13 protein-coding genes and 1 pseudogene are annotated in these 12,733 nt (G+C 65.5%); 4 read left to right on the top strand and 10 right to left on the bottom strand.

Features of this window, described 5'->3' with window-relative positions; translation table 11 throughout:
- Positions 1-31 precede the first annotated feature (31 nt).
- The 4 genes from E3U26_RS14525 to E3U26_RS14510 form a co-directional block, all read right to left on the bottom strand.
- The gene (locus E3U26_RS14525) at positions 32-343 is read right to left on the bottom strand and encodes a methanol dehydrogenase [cytochrome c] subunit (protein ID WP_028714611.1); all 312 of its coding nucleotides are present in this window, start codon (positions 341-343) and stop codon (positions 32-34) included.
- 54 nt (positions 344-397) lie between these two features.
- The gene (gene moxG / locus E3U26_RS14520) at positions 398-931 is read right to left on the bottom strand and encodes a cytochrome c(L), periplasmic (RefSeq protein ID WP_028714610.1); all 534 of its coding nucleotides are present in this window, start codon (positions 929-931) and stop codon (positions 398-400) included.
- Positions 932-941: 10 nt separating this feature from the next.
- The gene (gene moxJ, locus E3U26_RS14515; protein WP_028714609.1) at positions 942-1,772 is read right to left on the bottom strand and encodes a methanol oxidation system protein MoxJ; all 831 of its coding nucleotides are present in this window, start codon (positions 1,770-1,772) and stop codon (positions 942-944) included.
- A gap of 72 nt (positions 1,773-1,844) precedes the next feature.
- Positions 1,845-3,743 carry a methanol/ethanol family PQQ-dependent dehydrogenase gene (locus tag E3U26_RS14510; protein WP_028714608.1) on the bottom strand — a complete coding sequence of 633 codons (1,899 nt, stop codon included), beginning with the start codon at positions 3,741-3,743 and terminating at the stop codon, positions 1,845-1,847.
- Between the two features lie 349 nt (positions 3,744-4,092).
- Between E3U26_RS14510 and E3U26_RS14505 the strand changes: the two genes are divergently transcribed.
- The 4 genes and pseudogenes from E3U26_RS14505 to E3U26_RS14490 all read left to right on the top strand — a co-directional run.
- Positions 4,093-4,557, top strand: a complete 465-nt coding sequence (locus E3U26_RS14505) for a hypothetical protein (protein ID WP_010399092.1) — start codon at positions 4,093-4,095, stop codon at positions 4,555-4,557.
- Positions 4,554-5,987, top strand: a complete 1,434-nt coding sequence (locus tag E3U26_RS14500) for a LapD/MoxY N-terminal periplasmic domain-containing protein (protein ID WP_499106295.1) — start codon at positions 4,554-4,556, stop codon at positions 5,985-5,987. Before E3U26_RS14505 ends, E3U26_RS14500 begins: the two co-directional genes overlap by 4 nt.
- Positions 5,972-6,643: a response regulator transcription factor gene (locus E3U26_RS14495; RefSeq protein ID WP_010399096.1), complete on the top strand. Its 672-nt coding sequence runs from the start codon at positions 5,972-5,974 to the stop codon at positions 6,641-6,643. The genes E3U26_RS14500 and E3U26_RS14495 overlap by 16 nt, the downstream gene beginning before the upstream one ends.
- Before the next feature lie 307 nt (positions 6,644-6,950).
- Positions 6,951-7,177, top strand: a pseudogene (locus E3U26_RS14490) (5-deoxy-glucuronate isomerase); the annotation flags it as partial.
- Between the two features lie 177 nt (positions 7,178-7,354).
- Here E3U26_RS14490 and E3U26_RS14485 read toward each other — a convergent pair.
- From E3U26_RS14485 to E3U26_RS14460, 6 genes are all read right to left on the bottom strand, one after another.
- Positions 7,355-7,597, bottom strand: coding sequence for a hypothetical protein (locus E3U26_RS14485; protein ID WP_499106294.1), 243 nt, complete (start codon positions 7,595-7,597; stop codon positions 7,355-7,357).
- A gap of 25 nt (positions 7,598-7,622) precedes the next feature.
- Positions 7,623-8,414: a Rossmann-like domain-containing protein gene (locus E3U26_RS14480; protein WP_499105092.1), complete on the bottom strand. Its 792-nt coding sequence runs from the start codon at positions 8,412-8,414 to the stop codon at positions 7,623-7,625.
- Between the two features lie 62 nt (positions 8,415-8,476).
- Entirely contained in the window at positions 8,477-9,484 is a 1,008-nt protein-coding gene (locus E3U26_RS14475; protein WP_499105090.1) for an ABC transporter substrate-binding protein, read from the bottom strand.
- Positions 9,474-10,277, bottom strand: a complete 804-nt coding sequence (locus E3U26_RS14470; protein WP_499105088.1) for an ABC transporter ATP-binding protein — start codon at positions 10,275-10,277, stop codon at positions 9,474-9,476. Before E3U26_RS14470 ends, E3U26_RS14475 begins: the two co-directional genes overlap by 11 nt.
- Complete coding sequence (locus E3U26_RS14465; RefSeq protein WP_499105086.1) at positions 10,274-11,329, bottom strand: FecCD family ABC transporter permease; 1,056 nt, start codon at positions 11,327-11,329, stop codon at positions 10,274-10,276. The genes E3U26_RS14470 and E3U26_RS14465 overlap by 4 nt, the downstream gene beginning before the upstream one ends.
- A 357-nt stretch (positions 11,330-11,686) precedes the next feature.
- Positions 11,687-12,724, bottom strand: a complete 1,038-nt coding sequence (locus E3U26_RS14460; RefSeq protein WP_499106293.1) for an ABC transporter substrate-binding protein — start codon at positions 12,722-12,724, stop codon at positions 11,687-11,689.
- Between the last annotated feature and the right edge of the window lie 9 nt (positions 12,725-12,733).

Raw genomic sequence — 12,733 nt, 5'->3', positions numbered from 1 at the left:
TCTGGAATCACGCGCAGCGCGCCCGGCCCGCTTATTCGGCGGGCGGAGCCTTGGCCTCGTCGTAGCCGTCGATCTTCTTGACGTCATATTCGAACTTGCCGGTCTTCTTCATGTTCCAGACCCGCCATTCATTGCGGGCATCCATGACGGCCAGCGACTCGCCCTGCTTGGACAGCTCTGCCGGATCGTGTTGCGGATCGTATTTCGAGCCTTCGACCTTTGCGGGATAGTCCGGCTTCGGCTCCCAGCAATTGCCCGGAGCCTTGCAGTTGGTGCCGTCATAGGCCAGCGCCGGAGTGCCGAGCGCCAGGGCGGTAACGGTCAGGGTCAGGATGCGTTTCATTCTGTCTCCTCCTTCTGGGTCATGCCGGGCGGGCCGCCGCCCGGCGGTTTGGGTTCACGACTGGCTGTCGCTGGACGATTTGGGCTGGAACGGGGTAAAGTCGGCCTTCTGCTCGTCCGTCAGCCAGGTGGCGTCCGCGGGATCGCCAGTATAGAGATGGCGCACCCAGGCCATGGTCCTGAGCATCTCATCCAGCGTCAGGCTGCCCCACATCGGCCCCATCTGCCCCGTCGCGCCGCCGTAAAGCGTCGAGAACAGCCCGACGTCGGTTTCGTTGCCGGGATAGGTCCAATAGGCGTCGTTCAGGCCGGGGCCGATCTTGCCCTCGGCATAATGCCCATGGCAGCCCGAGCACATGCCGGCATAAAGCTCCTCGGCCTCGGGCAGGATCTCGGGATCCTCGTTGTAGATGTTCTCGCCGGTTTCCAGGAAGTGCGTCACCGCCTCCGTGTCGCGGCCTTCCTCCATGGCGTCATCGAAGTTCAGGGGTGAGCCGTCGATGATATTGAAGAACTGCGGGGTTGCCATTGCCGCGGCCGGGATGACGAGCGTCATCGCGATTGCGGCAAGGATCCTGGGCTTCGTCATTCCATTTCCTTCAGCTTGACGGCAGCATGGGAATGCCTTCCTCGGTCAGGATGGCATCAATGCTGGCTTTGCCGGATTGCAGGGCCTGCTCGATTGACCCCAAAAGCTCGGGATGGGCCTTGGATACACCCACGGATTGCGAATATTGCAGCGGGATGATGACCCCGTCCGAGCGTTCGATCTCGTTCGTGATCAAGGTCATGCGCAAGGGTTCGTGCGAGTCGCGGACATAGCGCGCCGCCTCGGGGGCGAAGATGATGGCTAGATCGGCCCCGCCGTCCGCGACCTCTGAAATGACGCGGTTGGCCTCGACCTGGGTGTACTTGTTGCGCCGGTCCTCGAAATTGGTCAGCGAGGCTTGGTAGATCAGGTTGTATTCGTAGCGGCCGGTATATTTCAGGATCGTCTCGGCCGGGGAATGCAGGCGGTATGAGAAGGTGTCGAAACCCTCTTGGTCCACGTCCTGCCACTTGTCGCCCTCGAAGTTGCGGTCCTGCCGCGTGACAAAGGCATAGCCCGAACGGTAGTAGGGCTGGGTGGTCAGCAGCCGTTCGTCGCCCGCATCCACGCCGATCAGCACGTCGCACAGATCCTTTTCGATGCCGTCGCGGACCAGGTAGATCGCGTCCTTTTCCAGCATCACCAGATCAAGCGTGGCGCCCATCTCGTCGGCCAGCACCTGGGCGATCTTGTTTTCAAAGCCCCTGCCCTGCGCATCCGAGAACGGCGCATCCTTGGTCGAGGCGCAGACACGCAGGTTCGTCGTGTCGGCCAGAGCGGGCGATGCAAGGGCAAGAACTGCCACCCCGACACCGCAAACCTGGCGGAAATCAACAAGCATTTCGGTTTCTCCAGACTGAATAGCTCAAGCAGGCCGGCCCGCCAGGAAGGAAGCGCGGGCCGGCCTGTCGCGTCAGGCGGGCTCGCCCGGCGCGTATTCGCCCACGTTCGGGTCGGAATAGGGGCTCTCGCCGTCGAGCGAGAAGACCATCACGCCGCCGCCCATCTGGGTGAACTCCTGCAACCGCTTGAAGGCCCCCACCGAGCCCAGCCCGGCAGTCGGGTCGGCCAGGTCGAAGACCAGACCCACGCCCGGCCAGCCGCCGACGCCGTACATGATCGCGACATATTGCCGGCCGTCATGCTTGTAGGTCATCGGATGGCCGATCACGCCCGAGGGCAGCTTGAACTTCCACAGCAGGTCGCCGGTGTCGCTGTCGCGGGCCTTGATGAAGCCGTCCAGCGTGCCATAGAATGTCAGCCCGCCCGCGGTGGCCATGGTGCCGCCCCAAACCGAGAAGCGCTCCATCTTTTCCCATTTCATCTCGCCCGAGATGGCGTCGTAGGCCTTGATCTGGCCCAGCCCCAGCGCGTTCTGGCGGTCGCCCTTCGGCCCCGGATACATGGTCAGCGTGGCACCGACGAAGAACTGCCCGGCGCGATAGGGCAGCATAAAGGGCTCCCAATCCATGCAGATGTGGTTGATGCCCAGCATGAAGACCTTGCGCTCGGGGTCGTAGCTGTCATGGCCCTGGTTGTGGTAGCCCATGGCCGAGGGGCAGATGTCGCGGGCCTTGTGGTCCATGCGCGTGCCGAATTCGGGATCGCGCACCGGCAGGCCGGTATCCAGCTGCACCTCCTTCACCCAGTTGACAGTGTCGTCCATCTTGTCGGCCGAGATCAGGTCGCCATTGGTGCGGTCCAGCGTATAGACGATGCCGTTGCGGTCAGGGTGGGTCAGCAGCTTGCGCATGTTGCCCTCCTTGTCCTCCTGCTCCGACAGCATCATCACGTTGACGCCGGCATAGTCCCATTCGTCATGCGGCGTCTTCTGATAGGCGAATTTCGCCTCGCCGGTGGTCGCCTCGCGGCCCCAGATCGCCATGGTCCATTTGTTGTCGCCCGGACGCATGGTCTCGTTCCAGGGCGCGGGGTTGCCCGAGCCGTAATAGAACAGGTCCACCTCGGGGTCATAGGCATACCAGCCCCAGTTGGTGCCGCCGCCGATCTTCCAGGCGTCGCCCTCCCATGTCTCCAGGCCCAGGTTCTTCTGGCCGTAATGCGGGTTCGGGGCGTTGAAGTCCTCGGCCAGCAGCAGCTCCTCGTCCGGGCCGGTGGCGAAGGCGCGCCATTTCTTCTCGCCGGTCTTGACATCATAGGCGGTGACATAGCCGCGCACCCCCAGCTCGGCGCCGGACGATCCGACCAGCACCAGGTCCTTGATGACATAAGGCGCGATGGTCAGGGTCGAGCCGACCTTGATGTCCGAATTCTCCATGATCCAGCGCGTCTCGCCGGTCTCGGCATCCATGGCGACGATATGGCCGTCGAGCTGGGTGCGGAAGATCAGCGGCTTGACCTCGTCGTCGCCCGGCCAATAGGCGAGGCCTCGGTTGACCACGTCGCAGCAGGCCACGGTCCGGGCCGTGGGGTTCTGCTTGGGCTTGTTCTGCCACAGGATCTTGCCCGGCTCGTTCAGGTCCAGCGCGAAGGTGGTGTTCGGGAAGGGCGTGTGGATGAACATCCGGTCGCCGACGACCAGCGGCGTGCCTTCGTGCCCATGCAGCACCCCGGTCGAGAACGACCAGGCGGGCCGCAGCTGCTTGACGTTCTCCTTGTTGATGTCGGTCATCTCGGAATAGTTCTGCGCGTTGTAGTCACGCCCGGTCATGACCCAGTTCGCGGGGTCCTTGGCCAGTTCGACCAACTGGTCGTTGGCGGTCGCTGGCGCAGTCGTCAGGACGGCAAGGCCCATGGCGACGGCCATCGCAAGGCTCGACGCGCCCGTTACCTTCGGGGTGTTCCTATTCATAGCGATCTCGCTCCCTCTCGCTGTCTCTGGCGCGGACCGGCGGCCAGTCCTTCGACCCCGGCGGTCACGACACTTGGCGGGTTCGGGCCTCCACTCCCGAACCGCCGCAGGACTGATTAGGCATTCCGCTATCCGCCTTGTCTGCGGGGTGGGCTTCCCGACTTTCTCGGGGGTTTTTCCCCGTTCGATCCGGGTGATGCATCACCCGTTTTCGGCAAGCGCCAGACCAACGTCGCAGCACGCGGCGGTTGTTCCATACCAAAGGTGGGCATAGTCTCGACCTCAGGAGGATACGCTGGCGGCGAATCACCGCAGCGCAGAAAAACCGCAGAAAACAGGAGGAGGCAGGATGGGTTTCTGCCGTGGCACCGTCGTAGGGCGCTATGCGGCAGGCATAGCGGTGCTGCTTGCCTTGGGCGCCTGTTACGAGGAGGATGACCAGACCCTGCCTTCGGCCAAGCCCAGGCAAGCCCTGGCCGCAGAAAGCACGCATTGGCTGGAAGTCGATGACGCCCGCAGCCCAGAAGCCTTCCTGTCCACTGAGTCCGGTCTGCCGTCCCGGACGCTGGCCCCGTTGCTGAGCGCGCTCTCGGCGCATTACCGGGAAAGCCCCCGGATGATCGCCAACCGCGTCCTGCAACTGTGGCGGGAATATCCCGACACCCCGCTGGATCGGATAATGATCGATCTGATGCCGGCACAGGATATGCACGAAAAAAGCTTGGGCCCCGTTGCCCAACAATATCGTGTCCTGCGGGCCAGTGGTGCCGGCCACACAGATGCCCTTGCCACAGCCATGAGGCAAAGGGAATGAGCGCGTCAACCGAAGGTCTCTCGTTCCAGGCATTTAGCCGGGCGCCGCAGGCCCGGCGGACCGTGCCGCTGCGCCGGATCGTGATGGGACTAGCCAGCATTGTCAGCCTGTCGTTGTGCCTGATCGTCTCGGCCATCCTGATCCTCAACGCGCGCCAGGCCGTGCAGGAGGAAACCGAATCCGCATTTCGGCTGGCCCATGAGGCCGCCGTGCGCCGTCTGCCGCCCAGTCATGGCGGCCGCGACACCATGGCCGAGGCGATCGGCCTTGCCGAAGAGATCGATGGGCTGCGGCATGTCTCGGCGCGCATCCTCGACCCCGAGGGCCGGCCGCTACAACATCGCGCGCATGGCCAGTTCCGGTCCCAGGCGTCCGCTCCGCAGTGGTTCTCGGCCCTCATGACGCCACCCCTGGTCGAGGCCTTGGTCCCCATCACCCATTATCCGAATGTCCTGGGGATGCTGCGCGTCGCTGCCGACCCGACCGACGAAATTGCCGAGGTGTGGAGCGATTTCAGCATCATTCTGCCGGTGCTGTTCCTGGCCGGGCTTGCCATGGTGGGGCTGGCCTTCCTGATGACGACGCTGCTGACGCGGCGACTGCAGTCGGTGCAGGCCGCCATGTCGCAGATGCAGGACGGCCGCCTGTCGGTGCGTGCGCCCGACGACCGGCTGACGGAATTCGCCGATCTGGCCGCGGGGGTCAACGCGCTGACCTCGCACCTGCAGGCCGAGCGGGCCGAAAACGACCTGTTGCAGGCCCGCCTGATCGGCAGTTCCGAGGCCGAGCGCTCGCGCATCGCGCTGGACCTGCATGACGAGATGGGGCCGCAGCTTTTCGCGTTGCGGGCCGCCGTCAGCCACGCGCAGGCGATGATCGCCGACCTGCCGGACCGGCCTGCCGCCCTGGACGAGACGCTGGATGCCATCGCCTGCCATGCCGTGGAGGTCCAGAGAAGCGCCCGCACCGCCATCAACGACCTGCGCCCGATGCTGCTGGGCGAGGCCAGCCTGATCGAGCTTTTAGCCGAGCTCGTCACCGGGTTTCGCGACGTTGCATCCGAAACGCGGGTCGTGCTGGACATCGACCCAGAGGTCGAAGGCTCCAGCCTCGGCGAGTTGGCGGAATTGTCGATCTATCGCTTCGTCCGGGAAAGCGTTCTGAACGCCATACGGCACGGGCGCGCCACTCTGGTCCGGGTCAGCCTGGAAACCATGCCGGACGAGCCCCGGCAGATCGTGGTGCGCGTCACGGACAACGGCAAGGGTCCGGAACCCGGTCCCAGCGGCGATCGCCCCCCGCTCGGATTTGGCCAGATCGGCATACAGGACCGCGCCCGCGCGTTTGGAGCGACCTATCTGTCCCCCTGGCGAGATAACAGGCTAACCCATACCGAGTTGAGGATATCCCGCCCATGCAAGCCTCGCTGAAGATGAAGTCAGGCGACGCCCGCCCCCTGCAGATCCTCATCGTGGACGACCACCCCGTTGTGGCCGAGGGCTGGGGTAGGATCATCCGCACCAAGGTCGCATGCGAGATCGCCTCGGCCCCGTCGGCATCCGAGGGTTGGCGGTCATGGAGACAAGCTCGCCCCGACCTGATGGTAGTGGATCTGAGCATTGGCAGGAATAAGATCGCCGGAATCCGGCTGATCGAGCGTTTGCGACGCGTCGATCCCGATTTACCGATCCTGGTCTTCACCATGCACCGCAGCCCCGTCTTGGCCCGCCGCGCACTCATGTTCGGCGCGAACGGGATCATCAACAAGGACAACCCGCCCGCCGAAATCTGCGAGGCTTTCTCCGAGGTGGCTCGAGGCGGCAATTACGTCGACTCGCGTCTGGCGATGCAGATCGCTTTGCTGAACGTCTCGCGCCCAGGAACGAGCGCCCCGCGCCTGACCGGCCGTGAGGAGGAGATCCTGGGCATGATCACCGAAGGCATGTCCTATCGCGACATCGCGGACCGAGCCTGCATCAGCTACAAGACAGTTTCGAACGTCAGCCTGGTGCTGAAGGACAAACTCGGCGCGGCAAACCTTGCCGATCTGGTGGTCAAGGGCATCCGCTATTTCGAAGGGGACTAGGGTCTAGACTTCGGTAACGGGGTCGTCCCAGTCAAGGGCTCTCACGCATACCGAATGTCCCGCCTAACCGCGGTCTTATCCTTTGAACCGTTGATCCGCTTACCCCCAGCACTTTGGTCGCGATCACCACCTCATCGCGCAGGATGCCGAGGTTGCGAATGGCTTGGCCGAGGATCCTCCAGCCCCGTCCGTGATCAGCTTGACGGTCCGCCTTGCTCTCGACCGTCCGCCTTGAGATCGGCTCCGGCGACCTCGCGTCAGGTCGCGCGCCGCCAGTGGGCGATGGCCACGTTCTGCTCGAACAGCGAACCCCGCCACGGGCTGGGCGGTGCAGCGGGTCCAAACCGATGACGGGTCGCTGGACGAGATCATGGCAGTGAAGGACGGCGACATGGTGCTGGTCCCCCGCGGTCACCACCCCTGCGGCGTCCCTTACGGCTTCCAACTCTACTACCTCAACGTCATAGCAGGACCGCGGGGGAACTGGCGCTTCGTCCCGCGCCAGAGGTCGAGCATATGATGCCGACGCCGTAACCAGCCGCAATCTTCTGCCATTGGCCAACCATCTTTCTGGGACAGGAACCGTTGACTGAACACTATCTGACGTTTCAGGGCGGCTCGACATAAGCGCTATGCGTCTGTCTCGATAGAGGACGCCGATCAGGATCAGTCCGCCCAAGCTATCCGGGCTGAACCGGGGCTATCGGCAGCTCAGCACTTGTCGACATGGACCACGCCCACCCCGCGTTCGGCGAGGAACGCCTCGAGCCGGGCATTGGATTCGGCAAAGCCGCCCTTCTTCCATTCCATGCGCCATTCGCCGGCCTCGTCGTCGTAATGCGCCGCCGGAAACGCCGCCTGGAAGCGCGCCGCCAAGGCGCCTTCGCGCGGGATGCCGATGCCATGCTTCAGGCACATCTTGGTCAGTGTCACGGTCCTTGTATCGTCGCTCATCTGCATGTCCTTTCAAGCGTTGCGTTCAATCCTGCACCAGAACGATCTTGGGCGCGTATTTTCCGAAGAAGTGATAGCCCGAGCCGCCTTGCGCCAGCACCTCGTGCAGCGCATCGGCATCGGCGACGCGCACGGTGCCCAGGATCATGCCCCGGCGGGCAAGAAAGGCGTCGGGCAGCATCGGCACGGTCGGGCCGACCAGCACAACCCGCGCTTCGGGGCGGGCGCAGGCGATCAGCCCGGGCAGGCTGTCATTGACGAGCGTGGTGCCGGTGATCAGCAACACGTCCGCCTGGGGCACGATCCGGGGATAGCTTTCGGCGGGGCGGAAATGCTCCATCTCGTTGGGGCGCAGGGTGGCCGGATCCTTTTCCAGCACGAAATGCCGCGCGCCGATGCCCCGCAGCGCCTTGAGGAAGGGGCCGAAGGCACCGACCACGACCGCCGTCTCGTCGGGCCGGATGCGGGCGATGTCGAAGGCGTCGGCATCCTCGACGACGCGATAACCCTGGGGCCCGCGACGCTCGGCCGCCAGATGGGCCAGCGCGTTCAGCGCCGCGATGCCGAGCGCGCGGCGCAACCCCGCATGCGACAGCGCCTCTTGCGCCAGCCGCAGCGCACCCATGCCGCGCAGCTTGCCGGGAAAGGGCATCGCCATGGCCGAAGAGGGGCAGCACACCGCCTCGGGGATGTCTTTCAGCGGCGTGGCGCACAGCCCGGTATGGCCGCTGTCCAGCGTGACGGCGACGAAGAACAGCCCCAGCGTGGCGCGACCGACGGTCCGCGCCTCGGCCTCGGCGCCGAGTATCCCGGTCACGGCATCATAGGTCCGTTCAAGATACGATGCGCTTACGGCACTGTCCTTTGGGCGGGGGACGCTCATACCCTGCCCCCCAGGATTGCGCGGATCTGCCCGTCGTCGAGTTCCGTGCCGAAGAAGCTCTTGTAGAAGTCCCGCACCGTCGCGATCAACTCGGCTTCGGGGAAAAGCTCGGGGTGGAAATGCGAGGCCGCCCAAAGCACGGTCAGCGGCTGCTCGACCGTGCGATTGGCCCAGATATGCGCCCCCATCGGCGCGACGAGAATCCGACCCTCCTGCACCGCGCGCAGTTGCGACAGGTTGGCGTCCACATCCAGGCGGGCGACATGGGTCGGGTCGCCGACGATGATGATGTCGGGATCGGCGGCCAGCACGACCTCGGTGGTCAGCGCCAGGGTTTCCTCGCTGCGGCCGTCGTCGGTGACGGAATCCCCGCCGGCAGCCGTGATCCACCATTCCGCCACCAGATGCGGCTGGGTCATGTTGACCGGGTTGAGATAAAGCACCGAGGGCCGGTCCGCCACACCTTCGACCCGCGCCGCGACGTCGGCCAGCGTGCCGTCGAACCACGCGGCATAATCCGGGCCGATGCGGGCATTGCCCAGCAAATCGCCGACCAGCGCCACGCCGGCCTTGACGTCCTCGGGCGTCTGGATGCGCAGCACCACGGTCGCGATGCCGTGCCGATCCAAAAGGTCCGCTGTGTCCTGGGCGAAAGTCAGCGCCACGTCCGGGTTGAGCGTCAGCAGTTCCTCCAGCGCCAGGTTGCGCTCGGCATCCTCGACGCGGGGGCTTTGGGCAAGCTGCGGCGCGAAAACGTCCTGCCAGGCCCAGCGGCCCGATTGCCGCGCCCAGGGCGGCAGGTCGTTGGCGATCAGCGCGCCTTGGCCCGCGGCAAAGACGAAGCTGTTGATGACCGGCACCGAGCCCAGCGTGGCGACGCTGTCGATCCGGTCCGGCACGGTGACGATGCGGCCGGCCATGTCGGTGATGTCGCGGGCCAGCACGGCGCCCGACAGGCCAAGGACGAGCATCCCTGACAGGATGGGGACGGCTTTAAGGAACATGGTTGCTCTCCGGTTGCGGGGAATGGAACAGCGGGGCGCAGGCCAGCGTGCCGTCGGCATCGCGGATGATGCGGATGCCGCGGCCGTAAAGCGCGCTCAGATAGCCGGGCCGCGCCAGATCGGCGACCGGCCCAGCCCCGTGCATCCGCCCCCCGCGCAGCGCGATGAAGCGGTTGCCGACATGCAGGGCGTGGTCGGGGTGATGCGTGACCATCAGGATGCCCAGCCCGTCCCGCGCCAGCCCGGCGACGAGGTCCAGCAGCCGCAGCTGGTTGCCGAAATCCAGGCTGGCCGCGGGCTCGTCCAGGATCAGCAATCGCGCCTGTTGTGCCAGCGCACGCGCCAGCAGGCAAAGCTGCCGCTCGCCGCCGCTGATGGCGGCAAAGGGACGCTCGGCCAGATGGGCCAGCCCGACCCGGTCCAGGCAGTCCATGGCGATGGCCCGGTCCGCCCGGCCCGGTATGTCCAGCCGCCCCAGATGCGGCGAGCGGCCCATGACCACCATCTCGCGCACCAGATGGCCGAAGGCCGGCTGCGTCGCCTGCGGCACATAGGCCATGCCGCGGGCAAGCGCACGCGGCGACAGGCTGGCCACCGGCCGTCCGTCCAGCAGGATCGAGCCGCCCGAAGGCGTCAGCGCCCCGATCAGGCAGCGCAGCAGCGTCGTCTTGCCCGCACCGTTCGGCCCCAGCACGCAAAGCACCTCGCCCGGGTCCAGCACGAAGCCGATATTCTCCAGCCGCTGCGCGCCGGCACCATGGGCAAAGGACAGGCCGGATACCGCCAGCCTCATGACCACCCCGTCCTTGCGCGCAACAGCAGCAGCAGAAACAGCGGGGCGCCGATGACGCTGGTGGTGATGCCCAGCGGGATCTCCATCGTGGTGGCGCCGCGCGACAGGTTGTCCACCAGCAGCAGGAACAGCGCGCCGGTCAGGGCCGAGACGGGCAGCAGCCGGTCGAAGGACGAGCCGACGAGCAGCCGCGCGATATGCGGCACCACCAACCCGACCCAGCCGACGATCCCGGCGATCGAGACGGCCGCCGCCGTCATCAGCGTGGCCGACAGGATCAGCACGATGCGGATCATGCCGGTGTCCACGCCCAGCATCCGCGCCTCTTCGCTGCCGACGCTCATCACGTTGACCTGCCATCGCAGGGCGTAAAGCACCGCCAGCGCCAGCCCGACCAGCAGCGCCACCAAGGGCAGGTCGCCGGGCGTCACCCGGTTCAGCCCGCCCAGCAGCCAGAACGTGATCGCGGGAAGCACGTCGACGGGGTCCGCCACGATCTTCAGCACCGAGATCATCGCCTGGAAGAACGCCGCGATCACCACGCCGACCAGCACCAGCACGATCAGCGAATGGCGGTTGATGGCCTGCCCCACGACAAAGACCAGCCCCACGGCGCAAAGCCCCATGGCGAATGCACCCGCCTGGATCGCCCAGGCGCCAAGGTTCAGCGTCACGGCAAGCGAGGCCCCGAAGCCCGCCCCGGCCGAGACCCCCAGGACGTCCGGCGCCACGATGGGATTGCGAAACAGCGTCTGGTAGGCTGCGCCGGCCGCGGCCAGCCCCGCCCCCACCAGCATCGCGGCAAGAATGCGCGGCAGGCGGACATTGGTCACGATCTGCTCGACCGCAGGCGACCAGTCGGCCTGAACCTCCCAGAACTGCGAGGCCAGCACCGCCAGCACCGTGCCCGGTGGAATGGGCACCCGCCCCAGTCCCAGAGAAAACACCGCCAGTCCCAGCAGGGCCAGCCCCAGCGCGGGGATCACCGTCAGGCGCCAGCGTCGCGGCCGTGCGACCTGCCGGGCGGGCGCAAGAGGGGCCGGCCTGCCCATCCGCATCACCCCTGCCGCCGGGAGGGGCCAGAGCGATCCGTTCCCGCCGGGCCCTGCGCCAGTGCCCACGCGACGGTCGGGATGGACCGTGCCGATGCCAATGCGGCCGGTCCTTTGCCGATACGAACCACCACCCCCGTCTCCTCCTCGCATCCCACCGAATCGTTATATCCATTCAAGCATAACGAAGGGAAGGCAAAGGGTATACTGCGGCATATTGCCCGATGCGACGAAACTCGCGCGCGGGCGGGCGGAAAGATTGCGCCACCGACCAAGGCATCCACTTCAAAAGAAGCTTGGTTCAAAGGTCCGCGAATTCGTCTATTGCTGTCTCTATGATCATCCCGGACGGCTGCGTCAGTATGTCGGGTTGAGGAACTCGGCGATCTCGTCGTCGGTAAGTTCGATGCGGTAGAAGTTGCGATAGAAACGCCGGGTTTCCTCGCGCATGTCGATATCGGCAAAAGCTTCGGGATAAAGCGTGCTGGCCAGCCAAAGAAATTGAAGCGCCCCTTCCGAGGTTTCCCGGCACCACCAGAACAGCCCGCGCGGATTGGCGTAGACCCGGCCCTCGCGCACCGCCTTGACGTTGCGCCATTGCGGGCTGGTGCGGATTTCCTCGGCGTCCTCGGCATTCATCGAGATGATGACATCGGGGTTCCCGGCGATGATGTCCTCAAGCGAAGCGGTGCCCGAGGCATAGGGCATGTCTCCGAACCAGCTTTCCGCGATATTGATCGCCCCGCCCAGATCCATCCAGTCCTGGTTCAGCGACGGTCGTCCCGAAGTCGAAAGCGGCTCGCCCGAGGCCAGGTAGACCCTCACGCGCCGATCAGGCGGGATGCCTTCCAGCCGCTCGGCGACGCGGCGGCGGTTGTCGTCGAAATAGCCTTGGTATCTCCTGGCGACTTCAAGCGCATCCGGCCCAAGCATTTCGCCGGTGATCAACACGCGCTCGACCAGCGCGTCGATCGAATTGCTGCGAAAGGATGCCACGGCGATGCCCGCCCCCCGAAGCTGCCTGGAAACAGCGTCGGGTAACGCACGCGAAGAAAACAGGATGTCCGGCTTCAGCACCATCAGTTCCTCGACATTGACGGTGCCGTCGCCGAGCGTGGTCAGCGCCGCAGCCTTGATCGAGGGCACGAACTTTTGCATCAGCGGCATCGAGCGCGCGATGCGCGTGGTCGCGACGATGCGGTCGCCATAGCCGAGCATGGTCAGGATCGAGTTCTGCGCCTCCCAATTCGTGGCGATCCGATCGATCTCGGGCGGCAGGCTGACGGATCGGTCGCCGTAATAGACCACCTCGCGCATGATCTCGGCCGATGCGGGTTGGGACAGAAGGGCAACTGCACAGGCGATGCATGTGGCCAGATGCCGGATCCGGAACATCATCCTCTC

It is taken from the genome of Paracoccus ferrooxidans (assembly GCF_029909815.1).
Classification (GTDB): domain Bacteria; phylum Pseudomonadota; class Alphaproteobacteria; order Rhodobacterales; family Rhodobacteraceae; genus Paracoccus; species Paracoccus versutus.
This window is presented reverse-complemented; position numbering and strand designations above follow the sequence as displayed.